14 protein-coding genes are annotated in these 22402 nt (G+C 68.1%); 3 read left to right on the top strand and 11 right to left on the bottom strand.

Annotated elements, in window-relative coordinates; genetic code table 11:
• Positions 1 to 9 precede the first annotated feature (9 nt).
• From ACG04R_RS13020 to ACG04R_RS13010, 3 genes are read right to left on the bottom strand one after another with little or no spacing between them, the layout of a single operon-like run.
• The gene (locus ACG04R_RS13020; protein WP_394410775.1) at positions 10 to 1392 is read right to left on the bottom strand and encodes a glycoside hydrolase family 28 protein; all 1383 of its coding nucleotides are present in this window, start codon (positions 1390 to 1392) and stop codon (positions 10 to 12) included.
• Complete coding sequence (rhaI, locus tag ACG04R_RS13015; RefSeq protein WP_394410771.1) at positions 1392 to 2690, bottom strand: L-rhamnose catabolism isomerase; 1299 nt, start codon at positions 2688 to 2690, stop codon at positions 1392 to 1394. The genes ACG04R_RS13020 and rhaI overlap by 1 nt, the downstream gene beginning before the upstream one ends.
• Positions 2691 to 2715: 25 nt before the next feature.
• Positions 2716 to 4824, bottom strand: coding sequence for a bifunctional rhamnulose-1-phosphate aldolase/short-chain dehydrogenase (locus ACG04R_RS13010; protein WP_394410768.1), 2109 nt, complete (start codon positions 4822 to 4824; stop codon positions 2716 to 2718).
• Positions 4825 to 5300: 476 nt separating this feature from the next.
• Between ACG04R_RS13010 and ACG04R_RS13005 the strand changes: the two genes are divergently transcribed.
• Together ACG04R_RS13005 and ACG04R_RS13000 are read left to right on the top strand one after the other, a co-directional pair.
• Positions 5301 to 6185: a DeoR/GlpR family DNA-binding transcription regulator gene (locus tag ACG04R_RS13005; protein WP_394410765.1), complete on the top strand. Its 885-nt coding sequence runs from the start codon at positions 5301 to 5303 to the stop codon at positions 6183 to 6185.
• Positions 6182 to 7567 carry an FGGY-family carbohydrate kinase gene (locus tag ACG04R_RS13000; protein ID WP_394410762.1) on the top strand — a complete coding sequence of 462 codons (1386 nt, stop codon included), beginning with the start codon at positions 6182 to 6184 and terminating at the stop codon, positions 7565 to 7567. Before ACG04R_RS13005 ends, ACG04R_RS13000 begins: the two co-directional genes overlap by 4 nt.
• 64 nt (positions 7568 to 7631) lie before the next feature.
• On the opposite strand, the gene ACG04R_RS12995 is transcribed toward ACG04R_RS13000, so the two are convergent.
• The 7 genes from ACG04R_RS12995 to ACG04R_RS12965 all read right to left on the bottom strand — a co-directional run bounded on the left by ACG04R_RS12995 (position 7632) and on the right by ACG04R_RS12965 (position 20378).
• Positions 7632 to 8306, bottom strand: coding sequence for a PEP-CTERM sorting domain-containing protein (locus ACG04R_RS12995; protein ID WP_394410759.1), 675 nt, complete (start codon positions 8304 to 8306; stop codon positions 7632 to 7634).
• A 17-nt stretch (positions 8307 to 8323) separates the two neighbouring features.
• Positions 8324 to 10153 carry a rhamnogalacturonan lyase B N-terminal domain-containing protein gene (locus ACG04R_RS12990; RefSeq protein WP_394410756.1) on the bottom strand — a complete coding sequence of 610 codons (1830 nt, stop codon included), beginning with the start codon at positions 10151 to 10153 and terminating at the stop codon, positions 8324 to 8326.
• Between the two features lie 212 nt (positions 10154 to 10365).
• Positions 10366 to 11613: a serine hydrolase domain-containing protein gene (locus ACG04R_RS12985; RefSeq protein WP_394410754.1), complete on the bottom strand. Its 1248-nt coding sequence runs from the start codon at positions 11611 to 11613 to the stop codon at positions 10366 to 10368.
• Between the two features lie 5 nt (positions 11614 to 11618).
• Positions 11619 to 12872 carry a rhamnogalacturonan acetylesterase gene (locus tag ACG04R_RS12980; RefSeq protein ID WP_394410751.1) on the bottom strand — a complete coding sequence of 418 codons (1254 nt, stop codon included), beginning with the start codon at positions 12870 to 12872 and terminating at the stop codon, positions 11619 to 11621.
• A gap of 29 nt (positions 12873 to 12901) precedes the next feature.
• The gene (locus ACG04R_RS12975) at positions 12902 to 14560 is read right to left on the bottom strand and encodes an MFS transporter (protein ID WP_394410748.1); all 1659 of its coding nucleotides are present in this window, start codon (positions 14558 to 14560) and stop codon (positions 12902 to 12904) included.
• Between the two features lie 634 nt (positions 14561 to 15194).
• A complete protein-coding gene (gene bglB, locus ACG04R_RS12970; protein ID WP_394410745.1) occupies positions 15195 to 16358 on the bottom strand; it encodes a beta-galactosidase BglB in 1164 nt (387 codons plus the stop codon).
• Positions 16359 to 16466: 108 nt separating this feature from the next.
• Positions 16467 to 20378, bottom strand: a complete 3912-nt coding sequence (locus ACG04R_RS12965) for a beta-galactosidase (protein WP_394410742.1) — start codon at positions 20376 to 20378, stop codon at positions 16467 to 16469.
• A gap of 124 nt (positions 20379 to 20502) precedes the next feature.
• On the opposite strand from ACG04R_RS12965, the gene ftsY reads away from it, so the two are divergent.
• Positions 20503 to 21666: a signal recognition particle-docking protein FtsY gene (gene ftsY, locus ACG04R_RS12960; RefSeq protein WP_394410739.1), complete on the top strand. Its 1164-nt coding sequence runs from the start codon at positions 20503 to 20505 to the stop codon at positions 21664 to 21666.
• A gap of 142 nt (positions 21667 to 21808) precedes the next feature.
• Here the strand turns inward: ftsY and ACG04R_RS12955 are convergent, their stop codons facing one another.
• The gene (locus ACG04R_RS12955) at positions 21809 to 22342 is read right to left on the bottom strand and encodes a hypothetical protein (protein ID WP_394410736.1); all 534 of its coding nucleotides are present in this window, start codon (positions 22340 to 22342) and stop codon (positions 21809 to 21811) included.
• Between the last annotated feature and the right edge of the window lie 60 nt (positions 22343 to 22402).

The following is a 22402-nucleotide window of genomic DNA, read 5'->3' as shown; positions in this document are numbered from 1 at the left end:
TCCTGTCTCCTAGAGAACGTCTTGTTCGGCCATGCTCAGTGTCGACACGTCGCGGCGGCGCTGAGAGGTGTCCACGCGCCAGTGCTCGGCGTCCAGGCCGGCCAGCGCGGTCTCGTGGTTGGTGGCGATGGGCTTGCCGAGCTGCAGCCGGCAATCGTCGTCGAAGCGCCAGCCCAGCACGTCCAGCACATGGCCGCCGCAGCGGGCCTGCAGGTCCAGGCCGGTGAAACGGAAGTGGCGCAGTGGCGCGTCGGTGTCGGCGTCCACCTCGAAGGCGACGTCGGCGCCACGGGCTTGCAGGCGCTGGATGTGCACGCCGGCTACCTGCGTGCGGCCTTGTTCGGGCGGCACGGTCGCGGCCAGTGCCAGCCAGTGCGAGGGCGCGTGGGCGCGCTCGGCGTCGGGGATGGCGGCGCGGCTGTAGGCGGGGTTCCAGTTCATCGTCGCGCGCATCGCGACCGGCACGTCGTGCAGGATGAGGTCGCTGATGACCACGCCATCGATGAAGCCGCCGCGTGTCGGGGCGGACTTGAACAGCAGCCCCACCGGCACCGGCGCATGCACGTCGATGCGCTCGGCGGTGATGCGGCGGAAGCCGCCGGAGGTCTCGCTGCCGAAGGTGAGGCCCGCGGCGCCCTCGCGGACGATGCAGTCGCTGATCGTGATGTCTTCGCAGGGCCGCGCGACGCGCAGGCCGTCGGCGTCACGGCCGGCCTTCAGGCACAGCGCGTCGTCGTTGACGGCGATGTCGGCGTGGCGGATGGCCACGCGGCGGCAGGAGTCGATGTCGATGCCGTCGGTGGAGGGACCGTGCGCGTCGTCGTTGTTGCGGATGACGACGCCGTCGACGGACACGTCCTCCGAGTAGCAAAGGTGCAGCGTCCAGAAGCCGGAGCGGCGCAGCAGCAGGCCGCCGCCGATGTTGACGCGTGACGACTCGTACACCTGGACCAGCCGGGGGCGCTGGCAGTCGTAGTCCGACGCCCAGCGCAGGCCGCGCGGCTCGTAGGTGGCGCGCAGGGCCCAGTAGCTGTCCCAGAAGACCTTGCCGTCGCCGTCGATGCAGCCTTCGCCGATGAGGCCGACGTCCTGCTCACCGTAGATGTTGATGAGGGCGGCCGGCCAGCGCATCTCGATGCCCGCAACGCGGGTGGGCAGCAGCGGGTAGTCGGCCAGGTCGCGCGAGCCGAGCAGCATGGCGCCACGGTCGAGCCGCAGCGTCATGCCGGTCTTCAGGAAGAGGGCGCCTGTCAGGTAGACACCGGGGGCCAGACGCAACTCCGCGCCCTGCAGGGCTGCCGCATCGATGGCGGCCTGCAGGGCGCGGGTGTTGAGGGTGCACCCGTCGCCGCGTGCACCGTAGGCCTGCGCTTCCACGCAAGCCCGCGTCATCAGACGATGCCTGAGCCGCTGGCGCCCGCCTTCGGGGGACGCTTCACCGCGACCTGCTCGCGATAGCCCGCAGCGCGGTAGGCGGCCACCGGATCGATCGCGCCGCCCGAACGCAGGCGGGCCATTGCGAGGATGGGGCTCACGTCGGTGCGGAAGGCCTTCTTCAGCGTCTGCGCGGCCTGCAACACGTCGTTGCTTTCCTGGAAGCCGGCCAGCGCGGTGCGGTCCACCAGCGAAGCCTGCACGAAGGCGCGCTGCACTTCGACGGCGCTGCTCATCAGGCTTTCGATGGGATCGGTCACGTTGTGCGACTGGTCCAGCATGTACGACGGGTTGAAGCCGGCGCCGTCACGGGCTTGCGAGTCGGCCAGCTCGTTGAAGATCAGGAACAGCTGGAACGGGTCGATGGAGCCCGAGTCCAGGTCGTCGTCACCGTACTTGCTGTCGTTGAAGTGGAAGCCGCCGAGCTTGCCGAACTGGGCCAGGCGCGCCACGATCATCTCGATGTTGGTGTTGGGCGCGTGGTGGCCCAGGTCCACCAGGCACTTGGCCTTCGGGCCCAGCGTCTGCGCGACCGCGAAGCTGGTGCCCCAGTCGGCGATGACGCTGCAGTAGAACGCCGGCTCGAACAGCTTGTGCTCGATGTACATCTGCCAGTCGTCGGGCAGCGCGGCGTAGATGCCCTTGGCACTGTCGATGTAGCGCTCCAGCGCGCCGCGCAGGTTGCTCTGGCCGGGGAAGTTGGCGCCGTCGCCGACCCAGACCGTCAGGCCCTTGGAACCCAGCGTCTTGCCCAGCTCGATGCAGTCGATGTTGTGCTGGACGGCCAGCTCGCGCGAGGCCTTGTTCGTGGACGTCAGGCTGCCGAACTTGTAGGTGTGGGCCTGGCCGGCCTGGTCCTGGAAGGTGTTGGAGTTGACGGCGTCGAAGCCCAGGCCCAGCTCGTCGGCCTGCTGGCGCAGGGCCTTGGGGTCGCTCGGCTTGTCCCAGGGGAAGTGCAGCGACACGGCCGGCGTGGCGCGGGTCAGCTGGTTGATGACGGCGCAGTCTTCCAGCTTCTCGGTCACGTCACGCGGTTCGCCCTTGCCGGGGAAGCGCGCGAAGCGCGTGCCGCCGGTACCGGCGCCCCAGCTGGGCACGGCCACGCCGAAGGTCTGGGCCTTGGCGGTGAGGGCCTCGATGTCCACGCCGCGGCGGGACAGCATGCCGCCCAGCGCGTCGTAGTCGGCCTGCAGCGCGGCGCGTTGGCTGGCGTTGTGTTGCTCGACCTGGGCCGCGTCGATGATGTTCTTGGTCATGTGGATGTCTCCTTCGCGCTGATTCTCAGCGCGTGAACGCAGCGGCGTTGCCCGCGTCCACGTTCAGCACGTTGCCGGTGCTCTTGCCAGACTTGTCGCTGGCCATGAAGTAGACCGCCTCGGCGATGTCCTCGGGCAGCACGCTGAGCTTGAGCATGCTGCGCTGGCGGTAGAACTCTTCGATGTTGTCGCTGTCGATCTTGTTCGACGCGGCACGCTCTTCCTTCCACTTGCCGTCCCAGATGCGCGAGCCGCGGATGACGGCGTCGGGGTTGACGACGTTGACGCGCACGCCGATGGCCGCGCCTTCCAGCGCGATGCAGCGCGCCAGGTGGATTTCAGCGGCCTTGGCCGTGCAGTAGGCGGACGCGCCGGCAGAGGCGACCAGGCCGTTCTTGCTGGCCACGAAGACCATCGAGCCGCCGATCTTCTGCTGCTTCATCAGGCGGAAGGCACCACGGCCGACCAGGAAGTAGCCCGTCACCAGGATGTCCTGGTTGCGCTGCCAGATTTCCAGCGTCGTGTCTTCCAGCGGCGCGGCGGAGGCGATGCCGGCGTTGGAGACGAGGATGTCCAGGCCGCCGAAACGCAGCGCGGTGGCCGACAGCACGGCTTCCACTTCAGACTCGGAGGTGATGTTGCCCTGCACGGTGGCGATGGCGTCCTTGCCACCGACCTTCAGCAGGTTGGCCTTGGCTTCTTCCAGCGCGCCCGCGTCGATGTCGGTCAGCATGACGCAGGCACCTTCCTGCAGCAGCTGGCGGGCCACGGCCTGGCCGATGCCACCGGCGCCGCCGGTGACGAGAGCCACGCGGCCGGCCAGGCTCTTGGGCTTGGGCATGCGTTGCAGCTTGGCTTCTTCGAGCAGCCAGTACTCGATGTCGAAGGCTTCCTGCTCGGGCAGGCCAACGTACTTGTCGACGCCGTTGGCGCCGCGCATCACGTTGATGGCGTTGATGTAGAACTCGCCGGCGATGCGGGCGGTGGCCTTGTCCTTGGCGAAGGACAGCATGCCGACGCCGGGGATCAGGTAGATCACGGGGTTGGCGTCGCGGATGGCCGGGCTGTTGGCGCGCTTGCAGCGCTCGTAGTAGGCCGTGTAGTCGGCGCGGTAGGCCTCCAGCGCCTTGTCCAGGCCGGCCAGCAGTGCGTCGACATCAGGCTTGCTGGGGTCGAAGTCCAGCACCAGCGGGCGGATCTTGGTGCGCAGGAAGTGGTCAGGGCAGGACGTGCCCAGCGCGGCCAGCTTAGGCAAATCGTTGCTGGCCACGAACTCCAGCACCGCGGCGCTGTCGTTGAAGTCGCCCAGCTTGCGCTCACCGGCGCTGATGCGGCCGCGCAGCGCGGGCATCAGCTTGGCGGCGAGGGCCGCGCGCTCTTCGGCGGGCAGCGTGATCGTCTTGACGCCGCCGAACACCGGCTGCTTGACGTTCTCGCCCAGCCACTGCTCGGCCAGGCGGATCATCTCCAGCGTGATCTCGTAGCAGCTCTTGGCCGTGTCACCCCAGGTGAACAGGCCGTGGCCTTCGAGGATGATGCCCTTCAGGTCGGGTTGCGACGTGGCCAGGGCTTCCAGCTTCAGGCCGAGGTCGTAGCCGGGGCGCTGCCAGGGCAGCCAGCCCAGCTGGCCGCCGAAGATGGTTGCAGTCAGGCGCTTGCTGTCGGCGCAGGCGGCGATGGCGATGATGGCGTCCGGGTGCATGTGGTCGACATGCGCCTTCGGGATATAGGCGTGCAGGGGGGTATCGATACTCGCAGCACGCGGGTTCAGGTTGAACGTGCAGTGCGGCAGGTAATCCACCATCTCGTCTTCATGTTCCAGGCCGCGATAACGCTTCTTCAGCGCATTCAGCTTGTCCATGTAGAGCGTGGAGAAACCATCCAGCTTGATGGAGCCCAGGTCGCCGCCCGAACCCTTGACCCACAGCACCTCGACGTCCTCGCCGGTCAGATGGTCGCGCATCTTGACCTTGGCCGAGGTATTGCCGCCGCCGAAATTCGTCACGCGCAGGTCCGAGCCCAGCAGATTCGAGCGGTACAGCAGCAGTTCGGGTTCGCTCAACTTGGCCGCCACGGCGTCGTCCCATTTGGAGGCGATCGGGGTTTGAGCGGAGGTTTGGGAATTTGCAGTCATCAGCTTGCCTGTAATCAGTCCGTATTCATCGCCGTGACCGCGATGTGCGGGTCCGGCACCCGTCGTAGGCGGGTTGTCCATGGTGGAAACGGGCCGCAGTGTGAAGCGAAACACCGCCCGGTGCGCGGGGGCTGAGCAGAAGATCAAAAGGATGAGCGAAAGCGCGTGTCTCAGGGTCTTCACTCAAGAAACGCTCAAGGCCGTGAGCGTTTCTTGATTGACCCTGTCATGGGATTGACGTAATCTGTGTTTGGAACGTTGTTTCACCCAGGTTTTGAGCGGTTATGAGCAGGGGTGGTGCGGTTCCGGCGGCCGGCGCCTACGCTCACCGGCCGCGAGCAGGCGAGCGGCCTGAGCCAGCCCGCCGAACGCAAGCGACGCCCGCCCCGTGAGCGCAAGCCGAGGGCAGGGCGATATAACGACGAGACAACGGTCGCCCCCCCCGTTCCGAGGGGCGCCCGATAAAGGTGATCCCCATGATCAATCACAAGCGTCACAAGCGGCTGCTCAAACTGTTGGATGAGCGCGAACATGCCAGCGTCCAGCAATTGATGGAATGGTTGTCGGCTTCGGCCGCAACGGTGCGCCGGGATATTTCCTGGTTGGCCGCAAAAAATCAGTTGACGCGTACGCGCGGCGGTGCCCAAAGGCTGGAACAAAAGAAAAAGTCATACACGCTGTCGAGCGAGACTTTTCAAAACAACGCCCAGCAGAATACTGCGGCCAAGCGTGCCATCGCCCGTTATGCCACATCGATGTGCAATAACGGCGAAACCATCATCATCAATGGTGGCACCACCACGTTCATGATGGCGGAGTTTCTCGTCGAGAAACAACTGAAGATTCTGACGAATTCGTTCCTGATGGCCGAGCGCCTGCTCGTCACCAGCGACAACGAAATCATCCTGCCCGGTGGCAAGGTCTACCGCGAGCAGAACGTCATCCTGAGCCCGTTCGAGAACGACGTGGCCCAGCACCACTACGCCGCCAAGATGTTCATGGGCGTCTACGGCCTGAGCATCCTGGGCCTGATGGAAGCCGACCCGCTGCTGATCCAGGCCGAGAAGCGCCTCATCGGCCAGGCGGAGGAACTGGTCGTGCTGGTCGACAGTTCCAAGTTCCAGCGCAAGGCCGGGCTGGTGCTGTGCGGGCTGAACCGCGTGTCCACCGTCATCACCGACACCGGCGCGTCCGACAGTGCCGTGCAACTGCTGGAGCACTACGGCGTGCGCGTCATCACCGTGGAGCCGGAACACGTGGACCCTCGCGTGGTGGAGGCTTCGGCCATGAGTTCGCATGACTATGCGGCCGTGCTGGAGTCGGGCGCTTACCACCATCACCACGCGGGATTGAACTCTTGAGCGCTGCGACCCGTGGAACCGTCGTCCTCGACATCGGCAAGACCAACGCCAAGCTCACGCTGATCGACCCGGCCGGCAAGACGTTGGCCGAGGTCCGCACGCCCAACACGGTCCGCCGTGTCGGGCCTTATCCGCACCATGACACGGAGCGGTTGTGGAACTGGATGCTGGGCCAGCTGCGCGAGCTGGCCGCGCTGGCCGACATCCGCGCCATCGTGCCGGTCACGCATGGCGCGACGGCAGCCCTCGTCGACGACGCGGGCCTGGTGCTGCCGGTGCTGGACTACGAACACGTGCCCGGCGACGCCGCGGACGAGGCGCGCTACGCCGCGCTGCGGCCGTCGTTCGACGAGAGCGGCTCGCCGCTGCTGCCGGCCGGCCTCAACCTGGGCCGCCAGATCGAGTGGCTGCGGACGCGCTTCCCGACCGAGTTCGCCAAGGCCACGCAGTTGCTGATGTACCCGCAGTACTGGGCCTGGCGCTTCTGCGGCGTCGCGGCCAGCGAGGTCACGTCGCTGGGCTGCCACACCGACCTGTGGCGGCCGGCCGAGGGCACGTATTCATCGCTCGTCGACAGCCAGGGCTGGCAGCGCCTGTTCCCGCCGCGTCGCGACGCTTGGGCGCGCCTGGGGCGGCTGCGGCCGGAACTGGCGGCGGATACCGGCCTGCCCGCCGATTGCGAGATCGTCTGCGGCATCCACGACAGCAACGCATCGCTGCTGCGCCACCTGTTGACGCTGCAGCAGGGCGGCCCGTGCACGGTGCTGTCCACCGGCACCTGGCTCATTGCCGCGGCGCTGGGCTCGGCGACCAAGCCGCTGGTCGAGTCGCAGGACATGCTGGCCAATTGCAATGTGTTCGGCGATGCCGTGCCCTGCATGCGCTTCATGGGCGGGCGCGAGTTCGGCGCGATCGCCGGCACGCAGCCGGCACCATTCACGGCCGAGGACGTCGAGCGGCTCATTGCCCGCAAGACGATGGCGCTGCCGTGCTTTGCCGAGACGGGCGGGCCGTTTGCAGGCCGCATCGGTCGGGTTATCGGGCCGGTGGCGGAGACCGACGCCGAGCGGGCCGCGCTGGCGACGTTGTACGTCGTGCTGATGACGGACCACTGCCTGGATGCGCTCGGCGCCAGCGGGCGCGTCGTCGTCGAAGGTGCGTTCACGGCCAATCCGCTGTTCGGGCCTTTGCTGGCCGGGTTGGCGACGGGTCGCGACGTGACCGTGTCCGACGACAGCAGCGGCACGACCTGCGGCGCGTGGCTGCTGGAGGCCTGGGGCCGCGAGGCCGGCGGCGCGGGGGCGGCGTCGGTGCAGGCCTGGAACCCGGCGGGCTGGCGGGCCTACCGCGAGGCCTGGCGCGTCCACGCGCAGGGGGCCTGACGATTCGGACCCGACAAGGAAAAACAGCCGGCGCTAGCCGGCTGTTTCGTTTGGGAACTGACGATCAGCCGCGGCGACGGCGGCTGATGCTGGCGGCGGCAATGCCGGCCAGCAGGGCCAGGGCCAGCGAACCCGGCTCCGGCACCTTGAAGGCACGCACCGTGTCGATCGCCGGCGCGCTGTAGCCACTGTTGGCACTGGCGCTGTTGAAGGCGTAGACGCGCACTTCGTCGAAGCCCGCCGCGTCGCTCAGCCCCAGCACGCCGCCGACGCCGGCCGCGCCGAAGGACTGCTTGCCGGTGCCGGTCTGCACGCCATTCAGCCAGGTCTGCCACATCACGTAGATGGTGTTGAAGCCGGAGTCGACAGCGAACTCGATGCCGGTCACGAGGGTGCTGGCGCTCTTGATCGACAGGTAGGCGTTGGTGCCCGCCGTCGCGAAGTAGTTGCCCGAGAAGGCGTCGCTGTAGACCTCGCCGGCGGCCGTGTCGACGCAGAGTTCGCCGGCGTAGCCGCAGCCGCCGTTGTCGGCGCCGAGGGCGTTGGTCTGCGTGAACGTCAGGCCGCCTTCGGACCAGGTGTTGCTCAGGGCCGTGTTGCCCTCGAAGTCGGCGGCGTACGTCAGGTGCGTGGCGCCCGGCGTGGCGCTGCCGGCGCCGGTGGTCTGCACGACGGCCGCGGCCGCGGGCAGCGTGAAGGCCGCGCCGGCCAGCAGGGAGAGGAGGAATGTCTTCTTCATGATGTTGTTCTCAGGATTCAGGGCACGGCGACGAGGTCGATGGCGTCGAAGGCAAAGCCAGGGCTCAGGAAGGCATCGCCGGCCGTGCCGCTGACGGGATAGATGCTCACGACGTTGGTGCCGACGACCAGCTGCGAGGCCGGAATGTCGAACGTGTACATGCGGTTGATGCCGCGGTACGTGCCCACGGTGAGGTTGCGCGACTGCTTGGAGGGCGCCGCCGGGATGGCCGACGTCCAGCTGTTGACGGTGACCTGCGGGCGGGCGCCGGCGAAGTCGGCCGTCGTGCCGATGCGCAGCCGCAGCGGGGCGGTGTTCTGGCCGCGCTTGAGCACGAAGCGGATCTGCTGGCCGCCGTTGACGCCCTTCCACTGGTAGGCGGGCCAGGCGGTCGCCGGCACGGACGTGCCGACGGTGAAGGGGCCTGGAATCCACGAGGCCATGCGCACATCGCTGGGGTGCATGACCGTCAGCTTGTCGCCGTTGATGAACTCGCGCGGCGAGCCATCCCACTGGCCGATGCGCCACAGGGCGGGCGTCGCGGCGGGATCGTTGGCGATGGTGATCGGGTTCAGCGCGTAGTCCGCGTTGGCCGTCACCGTGACGGTGGTCGTCTGCACGCCGAGCTCACCCTTGTAGATGGTCATCGTGTAGGTGCCGGGCAGCATGCCGGTGGACGAGAAGTGGCCGTCCACCGGGTCGGCGTCGACCCAGTACTGCGCCTTGCTGTTGGCAAAGCCGGCCACATAGGGAATGCCCGCCACGCGGCCGTTGAGGCCGGCGACGCTGACCGAGCCGCGCCCCACCGGCGGCACATAGCCGACGAGGTTGACGGCGCCGTACCAGCTGGTGTCCGGGCGCACCGTCGGCAGCGAGCCATCGTTGAACATCATGATGTAGGTGTTCAGGACGCCCAGCCGGAACGCCTCGGTCTGGCCCTCGCCGTAGTTGACGATGTAGGTGAGCTCGTTGTCGGTGGACGTGATCTGCTGCAGCAGGCTGCGGTAGAACGGGCCGCCGGAGTCGCCCTCGTGGTTGTCGCGCCAGAACCAGATGCCCACGCCGGCGCCGGTGCCGCCGAGGACCTGCCAGTCCTTCAGGCGGCGGTTGGAGTAGTGCTTGGAGCGGGACTGGCCGTAGCGCGAGTCGGTGCTGGCGAAGCCGAAGACGTCGGCCGACTCGATGGCGCCGCTGGTGCCGCGCAGGTCCTCGGGCCAGTAGTCGACGCCGTTGACGTTGACGAGGCCACCGGCCGCCTGGGCCGGGCCGCCGTTGGGCAGCTTGGCGATCGGGATGCGGGCGATGAAGCGCACCAGATTGAGCGTGTCGGGCTCCTCGGTGAAGTGCGTGCCCATGTGGATGTTGGGCTCGCCCTTCTTGACGAGGTAGTAGTGCGTCAGCACGCCGCCCTTGGTGCTGGTGCTGGTCAGCGTGATCTTGATGTAGTCGGTGCCGGTGACGACGCCGCCGTTGGTCGTCGCGGCGGGCGTGGAGACACCGGCTGCGTTGACGAGTTCGGCCTTCACGCCGACGGCGCTGACGCCGGAGTAGAGGTAGTCGGCGCCGGAGTTCAGCTGCGTGCCCCTGCTCTGGTCCTGGTACTCCACGCCGTTGTAGACCATGCTGGCGATGTCGCCGGCCGATTGCGTACTGACGCCGTTGTCGTAGCCGCGCACCTTGAACACGAGGCCCGCGTCGGTGTCGATGACGTAGTTGGGCTTGGCCGGGTTGTTGCTGTCCCAGACCGTCGTGATGCTGAAGGCGGCCATCGCGGCCGGAGCCGTCGCGGCGAGCATGCCTGCGGCCAGCCAGCGCGCCCAACGCGGGCGCGAGCTTGTCGTGTTCATGAAGTCTCCTGGTTTGTGTCGTTGTTCACGGATTGCGGGCTTGCCCGCGAGCCGGAGCGGAATGTAGGCAGCGCCTTCGTCCGCGTGTACTCAACCCCATGAGCGTTTGAACCCGCGCTGCACGCGCGTCAACAGTGCAGCGCTCGAATGAGCGCTAACACCGTCTTTGCGATAACCGCGCGATATAGCGAACCGTCTCCCGACGGCTCACATCACCTGATCAGTGCCTGGTAGGTCAGGTTGCGCACGCGCAGGTTCAGCGTGGAGTTGCCGGCGGGCCGCAGCTGCGCCATGAAGAAGATCACCAGCCGCTCCTTCGGATCGATCGTGTACTGCGGGAAATAGGCGCTGCCCCAGCCGTAGGCGCCGACACTGCCCAGTTCCTGGAAGCTGCTGGCGCGCGTGTTGACCCAGAAGCCCAGGCCGAAGCCGTCGCCCTCGCCACGCGCCTTGTCGCTGAGGTGGTCGGCCGACATCAGCTCCACCGTCTTGGGCGCGAGGATGCGCACGCCGTCCAGCTCGCCCTTGTTCAGCAGCATCTGCAGCAGGCGCGCGTAGTCGCCTGCCGTGCTCACCATGCCGGCGCCGCCGGACATCAGTTTGTGCGGCCCGTTGACGAAGTCGCTCTTGGCCGCCGTTTCCATCAGCTTGAGCTGGCCGCCTTCCAGCCCGTAGACGTTGGCCAGCCGGTCCACCTTCTCGGGCGGCACGACGAAGCCGGTGTCGGCCATGCGCAGCGGGTCGGTGATGCGCGTCTTGATGAACTGGTCCAGCGGCTGGCCGGACACGACCTCGATGAGTCGCCCGAGCACGTCGGTCGCATAGCCGTAGATGAACTGCTCGCCCGGCTGGCTCTGCAGTGGCAGCGCGGCGAAGCGATCGGTCCACTCGGCCAGCGTCTCGTTGTTGCCGACGAGGTACCAGTCCTTCATGCCCGCCGCGTCGTAGGCCGCCTTGGCGGGGCCGGCGCCGTAGCTCATGCCGGCCGTGTGCGTCAGCAGGTCGTGGATGGTCAACGGGCGGTGCGGCTTCTCGGTGCCACCGCCGGGCAGCGCGACCTGCAGGTTGGCGAAGGCCGGCAGGTAGCGCGCCACCGGGTCCTTCAGCATGAAGCGGCCCTCCTCGTAGAGGATCATGGCCGCCACGGTCGTCAGCGCCTTGCTCATGGAGGCGATGCGGAAGATCGTGTCCGTGCCCATGGCCTTGCCCGCCTCGATGTCGCGCTGGCCGTAGGCCTTGAACACGACCGGCTTGCCATCGCGCAGCACCACCATCACGCCGCCCGCCAGCTGCTTGCCGGCGATCTGCTCGTCGATGGCCGCGTCCAGCCGCTTGAGGCGCTCGGGCGAGAAGCCCTGCGCGTTGACTGTCTCGGTCGCTTTGGGAGGTGCCGCGACGGTGACGGGAGCGTGGGTCAGCGCGGCGCAGGCCAGCGCCACGGCGAGGACGGTCTTGTTCATTCGGTTCAATCGCCCAGTGGGCGTTGCTGGGTGAATCCCGGGCTCGCGGCGATGTGGAACTGCTCGACCGGCAGCGGCCTGGCGGGGTCGATGGGGCCGAGGTCGTCGCGCAGCTGCGCGGCCACCGGCACATGGGCCTCGCGCAGGCCCAGTGCGACCAGGCGGGCCAGCTGCATGGCGCCGTAGTTGTTGTGGTGCGTGTTGTCGAGCTTGCCGTTGTTGACCGGGTGCAGGGCCTGCGAGCGCTCGGGGCCCAGCGCGGCGTAGAGCTGCTGGCTCATGCCGTTGAGGTCGATGAAGGCCAGCTTCATCTCGGTGGCGACGGCGCGCGCGGCGTCGGCGTACTCCAGCAGACTGGGCCTGAGCTTGCCCTGCGGGTCGAAGTTGCGGCGCTCCATCGAAGACACGACGACCGGCACGCCGCCGCGCGCGAGGATGCGCTCGGCGTGCGTGCGCAGCTCGGCCTTGTAGGTCTGGGCGTTGCCGCTGCCGTCCTTCTGCTGCTTCTGGTCGTTGTGGCCGAACTGCAGCAGCACCGTGTCGCCGGGCTGCAGCGTCGACAGGATCTTGTCGATGCGGCGGCGGTTCAGCGAGTCGCGGTAGGTCTCGCCCGACTCGGCGTGGTTGGACACCGCCACCGTCGGCTTGAACAGGGCCGTGAACATCTGGCCCCAGCTCGCATAGGGCTCGCCGGACTGGTCGGCCACCGTGGAGTCGCCCAGCAGGTAGACGGTGGGCACGTTGACCGGCTCGATGACGACGCGGCGCAGTGCCGGCTGGCTGCCGTTGATCTCCAGCGTCAGGCGGCGGTCCCAGGCCCAGCCCTCGCTGGCGATCTCGCGGTCCTTGAGCTTCACGCGGCCGGCTTCCACGCCGGGCACGGCGGCGATGTTGGCCGTGCGCACGTTGACGATGAAGCTGCGCGTCTCGCTGACGCCCGCGGGCAGCTGCACCCCGTCCAGCATCAGGCGGCGCAGCTCGGCCTTGATCGTCGTGTCGCTGGCCTTGGGGCCGCCCAGCGTGACGGTGACGCGGTAGTTGCCCTCCGCCGGCACGTCCGCCGTGAAGAAGCTGGGCTGGCCGGCCGCGTTGCTCGGCGCGCCGGGCTCGAAGCCCATGCCGCGCTCGCGGCTGTAGGCCTGGTCGACCGCGACGGCCACGTCGCCGGCGGTGGGCTTGCCGTCGAAGCTGAAGCGCAGCGTGTCGGCCGCCCAGGCGGGTGCCGCGAGCAGGCTGGCGATGAGGAGGAGTTGCTTCATGTCAGGTATGGCGTGGCGGCCGGAAACGGTCATGAACGGGCGTGCTGGACGGGCGGCAGTTCGGAGGAGGGAACAGCGGCGCCGCGACCCCAGAGGCGGTCGTAGGGCCAGCCGGTCAGCTCCTCGACGATGCGGCCGCTCTCCTCGGTCTCGGGCTCGGTCGCACCCGCGCGCAGCCGCTCGACCTCGCTCACGAGCACCGCGTGCGTGCTCGCGTTCAGGCGGAAGCGCCACGATGCGATGAGGCCGAACAGCATCATCAGCAGCGGCCCGGCGACCATCAGCGCCGTGACGGTCAGCACGGCGTGCTCGCTCTGCACGACGACCTCGCCGGGCTTGGTCTTGATGTAGCCGCCCAGGTCGATGATCCAGCCGCTGGCAATGCTCGCGGCGCTCATCGCGAGCTTGCGCACCAGCGTCATGACGCCGGCGAAGATGCCCTCGCGGCGTTGGCCGGTGACGGCCTCGTCGATGTCCGGCAGATAGTTGTAGACCGACCAGGGCACGAAGTTCAGCGTGCCGCGGCCCAGGCCCGCGAGCACGATGGGCACGAACAGCCAGAAGACCAGGCCGAGATTGAAGCCCGGCCGCGTCGGGTCCAGCGCCTCGAACAGGTTGGGGCCCAGCGCCTTGAAGCCCTCGGCGAAGCCTTCGGGCCGCGCCAGGTAGAAGGCGAGATACAGCAGCAGCGCGACGGCGAACAAGCCGGACGCCAGCCGGTAAGCCAGCACGGGGCCGGTGCGGATGACGATCTGGATCGCCACCATCACCGAGACCAGCTGTGCCACGTACATGACCGTCAGCAACTGCGAGATGGCCAGCGTGGCGCCCATCAGCACCGTCGCGACGAAGAAGGCGAAGGCGCTGTTGAAGATGTCCTGCGACAGGTAGCCGCCCAGGTAGATGGACAGGTGCTGGCGGAACGCGCGGATCTTCAGCGTGGAGAACAGGTCCCGGAACATCTTGACCGGGATCATCAGCACGGCCTCCAGCTTCACGCCGCCGAAGGTCTGCGACATGACGGCCTGCTCGCGCGTGCCGTAGGGGCGCTCCCAGGTCGTCAGCACGACGATGGTGACGACGACCGAGAACAGCACGCCGAAGATGGCGGCCATCCAGAAGAAGGTGTCGGGCGAGTCCTTGCCGCCGAACTGGCTGATCAGCAGCGTGGGCAGGTAGGACGCCAGGATGGCCGAGCTCTGCGCGACGAGCATGCGCGCGCCGGCGAACCTGGCCTTGCGCTTGTAGTCCTTGGTCATCTCGGCGGCCAGCGTTTCCCAGGGGATGAGAAACATCGTGTAGACCAGCTCGAAGAAGATGAAGGTGAGCAGGTAGTAGTAGAAGGTGTGGCCGCTGCGGAAGACGAGCGCGAAGCTGGGCAGCAGCGGGATCGTGATGAGCAGGAAGAGCTTGCGCCGGCCGATCTTGCGGCCGACCCAGGTGTGGCGCAGGTTGTCGGACACGTAGCCGATCAGCGGGCAGGTGATGGCCTCCATGAGCCGCGGCAGGCCCAGCACCAGCCCGGCCTCGGCGGCGCTGAGGCCGCAGAACGTCGTGAAGAAATAGAACAGCCAGCCCGTGATGACGGCCTGGGCACCGGCGCCCAGCATGTCGCCGCTGCCCCAGCCCCAGTAGTTGATCCAGTTGGGTTCTTTGGCGGCGGGGTGGAGGTTGCGAGGGGGATTCATGTCTCTTGCTGGCTGTGCGCCGGTCTCGTTGCGCTTGTGTTCTGCGGCGTGTGGTGCCGGGATTTCGCCCCGGCGGGCGACCTACTTTTTGGGCCGCTAAAAAGTAGGCAAAAAGCTCCCCCCGACCGCACCGCCCTCCGCTTCGCTGCGGGTGCCCTGCGCTGCTCAGGCTTCGAGGCCCCGCGCAAAACTCGCGCCGCTACGCTCTGCTCAAACAGTTGCGCGGAGTCAGTCCACGAAGCGCGCTGCGCGCGCGGCCTCGAAGCCTTGCGCTGCTCGGCGGTGCTAAAGGGGGCAACCCGAACAGCCGGCGCCAGCCGGCTTTCGGGTTTGGCTGTTGGCTGTTGGCTGCTCGGGGTTCCCCTTTGGAGGAGCCGAGAAGCACAGAACGCCGAGGCGCGCGCGCAGCGCGCTTCGTCAACTGACTCCGCGCGGCTGTTTGAACGGAGCGTAGCGGAGTGAGTTCCGCGCGGGCCTCGGCGTTCGAGCATCGCAGGGCAGCCCTCGAAGAGGGCCGACGGAACAGGGGCGCTTTCTTTGCTTACTTTCTTGCGCGCGCAAGAAAGTGAGTCGGCCGCCGGGACGAAATCCCGGCTGGGCCTGGCCAGAAACCGACCGCAGCGCATAAACAACCTCAGATGAAGCGAACGAGCAGCTCGCCCATCGTTAGCAGCGCCATCGCCTGCCCGAACGGCATGGACGTCAGCGGGATGTCCTTGTAGCCCTGCAGCGTGTCGAACACCGGCGTACCGAAGCTCACCTGGGTCAGCTCACCGGCGTCGTTGATGTGCTTGCGAACGGCCAGCGCGGCCTTCACGCCGAAGGTCTCGTAGTCCTTGGAGATGTAGCCCTTGCGCACGGCCTTCAGGATGCCGTAGGCGAAGCCGGCCGACGCCGCGGCCTCGTCGTAGGACGTCGGGTCGTCCAGCAGCGTGGGCCACAGGCCCGACGGCGACTGGCACCTGGCCAGCGCGCTCACCTGCGCTTCCAGCGTCGAGACGAGGAACTGGCGGAACGCGTCGCCCTCGGGCAGATTCAGCAGCTCGATGAACTCGGGGATGACGATGGTGACCCACGAGTTGCCGCGCGCCCACAGCGCGTTGGCGAAGTTGTGGCGGCCGTCGAAGGTCCAGCCGTGGAACCACAGGCCGGTCTTGCGGTCGGACAGGTACTTGATGTGGACGAGGAACTGGCGCTTGGCTTCCTCGATGTAGTGCGGGCGGTCCAGCAGCAGGCCGAACTTGGCCAGCGGCAGCACCGACATCATCAGCGTGTCGTCCCACAGCTGCTGGTGGTTCACGCTGTTGTAGACGATGTGCTGGAAGCCGCCTTCCTCGGTGCGCGGCAGGTCGTTGTAGACCCATTCGGCCCAGCGGTCGATGTAGGGCAGGTAGCGGCGGTCGCCGGTGCGCTCGAACAGGTAGGCCAGCGTCAGGAAGGGCGCCACCGTGTTGATGTTGCGGCTGGGCATGCCCTCCTTGAAGCGGGCCTCGAACCAGCTGGTCATGATGTCCCAGGCCTTGGGGTCGCCGGTCAGCTCCCAGACCTTGTAGACGCCGTACAGGCCCACGCCGTGCGTCCACTCGAACCCGTTCCAGCCCTTGGTGTCCAGCACGCGGCCGTCGTCCAGGCGCAGCAGGAACTTGCCGTCCTTGTCCTCGATGTTGATCAGGTTGTGGATCAGCCGGTCGATGGCGCCGCGGATGTCGTCGCGGTCCGCACCGAGGTGGGCCGTGTGGTGGGCCAGCAGCGGGTGGATCTTGGACGAGTCGACGGGCTTGAGGATCTGGTTGGACATGATGTTGTCTCGGGTACTGCTTCTAGAAATGGAGGGCCAGCACGGTACCGGCCACCAGCGCCAGCGCGATGCAGGCAGCCAGGATGGTGAGGCGTTCGGCGGCGGTGTTCATCGCTGCAGCGTGCGCGGCTGCGGCACGGTTTCCAGCGGCACGCCGCCGCGGGCCACGGCCAGCGGCACGAGGCGCACGGCTTCCAGTGCGTTGGCCGGCTGGCCATCGGTGGTGACGGCCAGCGTCAGCGTGTTGTCGCCGTTGGGGTTGAGGATGCCCGGCGGCAGCACGAACACGCGCTGCGGGCCGATGTTGGCAATGAACTGGCCCATGTTCCAGCCGTTGACGAAGATCAGCGCGCGGTTCTCGACCTCGGAGCGCGGCTTGGTCGTATCGCCGAACGCCAGACCCAGCTGCACGTCGTGGCCTTGCGGCAGGTCCAGCCTGAAGTTCGTGCGCAGCCAGTAGGTGCCGGGGGCGGGCGGGGCGGCGTTCGGTGTCGTCGCGTCCCAGCCGGCTTGCGGCTTGGCCGGGTCGACGGGCAGGTGCCAGCCCATGCGCTCGCCATGCAAGCCGCCGTTGTTCATCGGGCCGCGCACGAGGTCGGCGATGTCCTCGCCGCCCTTGTTGCCCTGGATCTTCCAGGCGATGGGCGTCGCGAAGCGCTGGCCGCCCCTGGGCGCGATGGACGCGGCGATGAGGCCGCGCGCTTCCTTGTGCGCGTCGTCGGCGAACAGGTCCCAGTTGTGCGAGCCGTTGCGCACGACGACGGCCAGCACGTGCTCGCCCGGCGCGACGTCCTTCAGCAACCGCTTGAAGGTGTCGGTCGTCTCGGGGAAGGGGCGGCCGGTGTCGTTCTCCTGCTGGCCGAGGAACTTGCCGTCCAGCCAGACCTGGATCATGCCCGCGCCGCCACCGCCGAAGAACAGCTCCAGCTGCTGCGGCTTGGCATCTGTCGTCGTGAAGCGGCCGCGGTACCAGACGTCGCCGTGGTGGAAGCCGTAGTCGCTCATCGCCAGCACGGGCTGGCCCTTGTCCGGTGCGGTGTAGACGTTGGCGGCCGAGGCGCCCGCGTCGGCCTTGCGCCAGGCGCTGTCGTCGAAGGCCGGATCGGCTTCGAGCGAATCGAAGCGGCGCGTCCACGCCAGCTGCGTCAGGTCGGGCAGCTTGATGGCATCCGGGCCGGGCAGGGCAGTGCGGGTGGCGAGGCTGAAGTCCTGCGCGTTCGTCGCGATGGCCTGGCCGTCGAAGGAGAGGGCGGTGATGCCGTCGGGCACCCAGGCACGCAGCGCGCTCGGCGCGGTCGTGTCGCCGGTCAGCTTCAATGTCTTGCCGTCGATGACGGCCGTGCGCACGAGGCCGGGGCTGCGCACCAGCACGGCCTGGTCGCCGGCCTTCAGGCGCCAGAGCTCCTGGCCCGCCTTTTCGTCGGCGATCAACAGCAGCAAGGGCGCGCGGCCACCGCCGCTGACGAGGATTTCGATGAGGCCGGTGTGCGCGTAGTTCAGCCGCAGGTCGCCGCTCTTGGCGTCCCAGTTCACCTGGGCCTGGCCGCGCAGCAGCTTCAGGGTCGGCTTGGCGGCGAAGCGCAGCACGGTCTCGCCGTCGTCGCCGTTGCGGCCGTAGAACAAGGCCACGTCGCGCGGGCCCTGCTGCAGCTGGGCCTGCAGCTCGCTGGTGCTGTAGACGAGGTGCTGCCGCTCCAGCGTGTACGAAGCCAGCAGCAGCTTGGCGTCCTGGCCGGTCAGCGTCAGCTTGCCGGCCTGCGGCACGGTGTAGCTGCCGTCCTTTGTCTGCAGCTTGAAGCCGAAGGCCTCGGTGCCCGACAGCTGGTTGTGCTGGGCCAGCAGCACATGGCTGCCCAGCGTGTTGTTGACGTTGTGATACAGCCTGACCTTGGCGTTGCCGCTTTCCAGCGGCTCACCCTTGTCCATCTGCGTGAGCACGGGCGTGGCGGCTTGCACGAAGCCGCCCAGTTGCTTGAGCACCAGCGCCTTGTCGCGCATGACGCGCGCCTCGCTGATCGGCGCGCCGTAGTCGTAGCTCGTGTAGACGATGGGCCCCGGCTGCCAGCCCCAACTGGTGCCGCCGAAGGCCATGTAGATGCTGTGGATGGTCAGCGCGTTGATGAGGCTGCTGCCGTAGAACACGCGCTCGTAGCCGCCGCCCTGGCGCTGGGCCGTGCACTCGTAGGTGCCGTTGCTGCCCCAATAGTCGAACCAGCCCGCGCCGATCTCGGCGACGAAGCCCGGTGTGTTGGGCGAGGCGAGCGAGCCGACCTTGGGGTAGTTCTTGCCGTAGATGCCCCAGTCCGGCGCCGGTGCGGGCGTGCCGGGTTGGGCGTCCACGCCGCAGACGCCGCCGGGATAGCCGTCGAACGCGTAGAGGTCGGTCGGGCCGGGGTTGGCGAACGGCGCGGTGGAGTTCTTAGGCGTCCAGTCCGGCAGGCGTGACGCGGCGTTGTGGAACAGCGGCACGGTGATGCCGTCGGCGCGCGCCTTGTCCGCCAGGTGCTGCATGTGGCGGATGTTCTTGGGCTGCACGGAGAACAGCTCGTTCTCGATCTGATAGGCGATGACGTTGCCGCCGCCGTTGGTGATCTGGTGCCGTGCGAGGATGGCGTTGATCTGCGACATCCACTCGTCGGCGGCGTTCTGGTACTCGGCCGCGTCGGTGCGCGCCTCGGCGCGCTGGCGCAGCAGCCAGCCGGGGAAGCCGCCGGCCGTCAGCTCGGCGTTCACGTACGGGCCCATGCGGGCGATGACGTAGAGGCCTTCCTCCTCGGCCATCTGGATGGCGCGCTCGATGTTGCGCACGCCGGTGAAGTCGTAGTGGCCCGGCTTGGCCGAGTGGTAGCCCCAGCTGAAGTAGAACGACACGGCGTTCAGGCCCGAGGCCTTCATCTTCTGCAGCACGTCGCGCCACAGGCTGGGCGAGGGCAGGCGGAAGGGGTGGATCTCGCCGGCGAAGATCATCTCGCGCTTGCCGTCGATGATCAGCGAGTGGCGGTCCCAGGTGATCTGCTTCGGCTTGTTCTTCGGTGCCGTCGCGCGTTCCAGCTGCGCTGTCTCCTCGGAGATGACGGTGAAGTGCCGCACGGTGCCCGACACGCCGCCCAGCTCCTTCTTCGGCGTCCAGGTCTGCAGGCCGTCGAAGCTGTCGGAGTACCAGTAGCGCTTGGTCGTGTAGTCGTCGAAGTAGATGCGCCAGCCGGGCTTGCCGTCCGCGCCCTTGATGGACACCAGCGCCTGGCCTTCCGACGGGCCGCCCCAGCCGGCCCAGTCGCCGGTCTTCTGCAGCGTCCACGGGCCGTCCAGCGTTGGTGCGGTGGCCATCTCGATGAACTTGGTGGTCTCGTTCTTCGCGAACGCGACGTAGCGGCCTTCGTGCTGGATGACGAAGGTGTCGATGTAGTTGCGCTCCAGCCCCTGCATGGGCACCGGGTCACCGAACTTCGCCAAGCTGGCGTCGAGCGCCTTCACGGAGTAGGCCGCGAACGGGCCTTTGGTGCCGGCCTTGGACAGGCTCACGACCAGCTTCAGGCTGCCGTCGCTGTCGCGGAACCATTCCGGCGCCCATACGTTCGTCACGCCGGGCAGCTTGACCTGCACGTCGGCCACGTGCGTCCATGTTTTCAGGTCGGCGGACTTGGCGATGCCGAAGTTCGAGCCGTTCCAGTTGGTCGTGTAGGCGACGTAGTAGAGGCCATCGGCCGCGCGGACGATGGACGGGTCGCGCAGCAGCTCCTTGGCCGGCGTGTAGACCTCCGAGCCCAGCGACGTGAAGGTGATGCCATCGGTGGACGTGAACAGGCTCAGCGTGTTCTGCGATGTGGCCATGAAGGCCGACATCAGGAAGGTGCGCTCGCTCTTCTTCACGGCGGCCAGCGTTCCCGCCTGGGTGCTGACGGCCGTGGGCGCCTGCTGACCCGGCAGGTCCTGCGCGTGAACTGCGGCACACAGCAACAGCGAAGCCAGCGAGACCAGCCGGAGGGCGCAACGGGGCGACAAAGCGGAAGCAGCAGACATGAGCGGACCGGGAGTGCGGGGAGCCTCGGTCAGTGTCCCCCGGTTCCCCGGCGCCAAAAAATCAAGCGCGTGCGAGAAAGCCGCGTCAGGGCGCTGTCGCGAGGGCAGGCGAAAATGGTGGCCTATGTTCAGTTTCTTCAAGAAGGCGCCTCCGCCGCCCGCGCCTGCCGCCGAAGCGCCCGCCCTGCTGCCCGAGGGGTGGGTCACCAAGCCCGCCAGCAAGCCTGCACCGGAGCCGGCCCCAGTCCCGGCACCCGTACCGGTCGCGGCGCCTGTGCCGGCCCCCGTCGCCACGTCGACCCCGACCCCCGTCTTCGCGCCAGTGCCTGCACCGACGCCGGTTGTCGCGGCCCCGCCGCCGGCACCGGTCGTGGCACCCGCGCCGCCCGCTCGCCAGAGCTGGATGGAGCGCCTGCGCGCCGGCCTGCGCAAGACCGGCGGCAGCATCGCCGGCGTCTTCACCGGTACCAAGATCGACGACCAGCTCTACGAGGAACTGGAAGAGGCGCTGCTGATGGCCGATGCCGGCGTCAAGGCCACGCAGTTCCTGCTTGACGACCTGAAGCGCCGCGTCAAGGACGCCAAGGCCACCGACCCGCAGGCGGTGCGCGCACTGCTCGTCGACGCGCTGGCCGAGCTGCTGACGCCGCTGGAGAAGGGCCTGGAAGTGGGGCGCTTCACGCCCACCGTCATGATGGTCGTCGGCGTCAACGGCGCCGGCAAGACGACCAGCATCGGCAAGCTGACCCGCCACCTGGCCGACTCCAGCCAGAAGGTCTTGCTGGCCGCCGCCGATACCTTCCGCGCCGCCGCGCGCGAGCAGTTGGGCGTGTGGGCCGACCGCGCCCAGGTCGAGATCATCAGCCAGGAGGGCGGCGACCCGGCGGCCGTGTCCTTCGACGCCGTCAACGCCGGCCGCGCGCGCGGTGCCGATGTCGTCATCGCCGACACGGCGGGCCGTCTGCCGACACAGCTCCACCTGATGGAAGAGCTGAAGAAGATCAAGCGCGTCATCACCAAGGCCCAGGAGGGCGCGCCGCACGAAGTGCTGCTGGTGGTGGACGGCAACACGGGCCAGAACGCGCTCAACCAGGTCAAGGCCTTCGACGAGGCGCTGGGCCTCACAGGCCTGGTCGTCACCAAGCTGGACGGCACAGCCAAGGGCGGCGTGCTCGCGGCCGTCGCCCGCGAGCGGCCCGTGCCGGTCTACTTCGTCGGCGTGGGCGAGAAGCTGGAAGACCTCGAGACCTTCAGCGCGCGCGAGTTCGCGCGGGCACTGCTGGAGTAACCCCCGCGGGCCGAGCGCTGGGCTGTCCCGAGCCGGCCCGCCCACGCGACGTGCGGCCGGCCTGATGCCGCACGCATCGCCGTCCCATCGGGGACCGGTCAGTCTCGCCGGCCTTCAGCCTGGCGAGACGGGACGAGGGGCTTCAATGCCGATGCGGGATGTCGGAATAGAAGCCGGCACTGCGCACGGCCGGAAACAACTTGTGGCGCAGCCGCTCGACGGCGTCGTTGGTCCACTCGCGGTCCCACTCGGCGATTGGCAGGTCCGTGGCATGCAGCACGCGCAGCAGCCGCTCGCGCCTGCGCTGCAGGCGCAGCTGGTCGTCCGAGACCGGCATGAGCACGATCGAGCGCACCACGCCATGCTCGTCGCACAGCGCGAAGTCCACGGTCAGCAGACCGGTGCGCGATAGCCATTCGCGGTAGGAGTTGTGCTTGGGTACGCGCACCAGCCTGTGCAGTGGCACGTGTGCGAGCAGGAAGCCCTTGGGGTGCTCCAGCGCCAGCGCATGCATCAACGCCTTGTGCGCGTGCCGCTCCGAGCTGGCCAGCACGCGTGCGGCCGTGGGCGGCCATCGCATGACGGTGTCGCTGGTGTCGGCGTGGAGTTCGCTGTCCTGGCCGGTCAGGCGGTTCAGCCAGGCGCCGAGGGCGTGGGGGAGGTGGAGGTTCAGCATGGCGCGCCACGCTATCGGCCGGCGGGCGATTTGCCCATGCCCCCGCCTCCTTCAACCTTG

This window comes from Pelomonas candidula (genome assembly GCF_043555985.1).
Classification (GTDB): domain Bacteria; phylum Pseudomonadota; class Gammaproteobacteria; order Burkholderiales; family Burkholderiaceae_C; genus Pelomonas; species Pelomonas candidula.
The sequence above is the reverse complement of the archived record's forward strand: the minus strand, read 5'-3'. Positions and strand labels throughout refer to the sequence as shown.

Bases quoted from the DNA above. Each gene is read 5' to 3' on its own strand.
- ACG04R_RS13020 (WP_394410775.1), bottom strand. From the start codon at position 1,392: ATGACGCGGGCTTGCGTGGAAGCGCAGGCCTACGGTGCACGCGGCGAC.
- rhaI (WP_394410771.1), bottom strand. From the start codon at position 2,690: ATGACCAAGAACATCATCGACGCGGCCCAGGTCGAGCAACACAACGCC.
- ACG04R_RS13010 (WP_394410768.1), bottom strand. From the start codon at position 4,824: ATGACTGCAAATTCCCAAACCTCCGCTCAAACCCCGATCGCCTCCAAA.
- ACG04R_RS13005 (WP_394410765.1), top strand. From the start codon at position 5,301: ATGATCAATCACAAGCGTCACAAGCGGCTGCTCAAACTGTTGGATGAG.
- ACG04R_RS12995 (WP_394410759.1), bottom strand. From the start codon at position 8,306: ATGAAGAAGACATTCCTCCTCTCCCTGCTGGCCGGCGCGGCCTTCACG.
- ACG04R_RS12990 (WP_394410756.1), bottom strand. From the start codon at position 10,153: ATGAACACGACAAGCTCGCGCCCGCGTTGGGCGCGCTGGCTGGCCGCA.
- ACG04R_RS12985 (WP_394410754.1), bottom strand. From the start codon at position 11,613: ATGAACAAGACCGTCCTCGCCGTGGCGCTGGCCTGCGCCGCGCTGACC.
- ACG04R_RS12980 (WP_394410751.1), bottom strand. From the start codon at position 12,872: ATGAAGCAACTCCTCCTCATCGCCAGCCTGCTCGCGGCACCCGCCTGG.
- ACG04R_RS12975 (WP_394410748.1), bottom strand. From the start codon at position 14,560: ATGAATCCCCCTCGCAACCTCCACCCCGCCGCCAAAGAACCCAACTGG.
- bglB (WP_394410745.1), bottom strand. From the start codon at position 16,358: ATGTCCAACCAGATCCTCAAGCCCGTCGACTCGTCCAAGATCCACCCG.
- ACG04R_RS12965 (WP_394410742.1), bottom strand. From the start codon at position 20,378: ATGTCTGCTGCTTCCGCTTTGTCGCCCCGTTGCGCCCTCCGGCTGGTC.
- ftsY (WP_394410739.1), top strand. From the start codon at position 20,503: ATGTTCAGTTTCTTCAAGAAGGCGCCTCCGCCGCCCGCGCCTGCCGCC.
- ACG04R_RS12955 (WP_394410736.1), bottom strand. From the start codon at position 22,342: ATGCTGAACCTCCACCTCCCCCACGCCCTCGGCGCCTGGCTGAACCGC.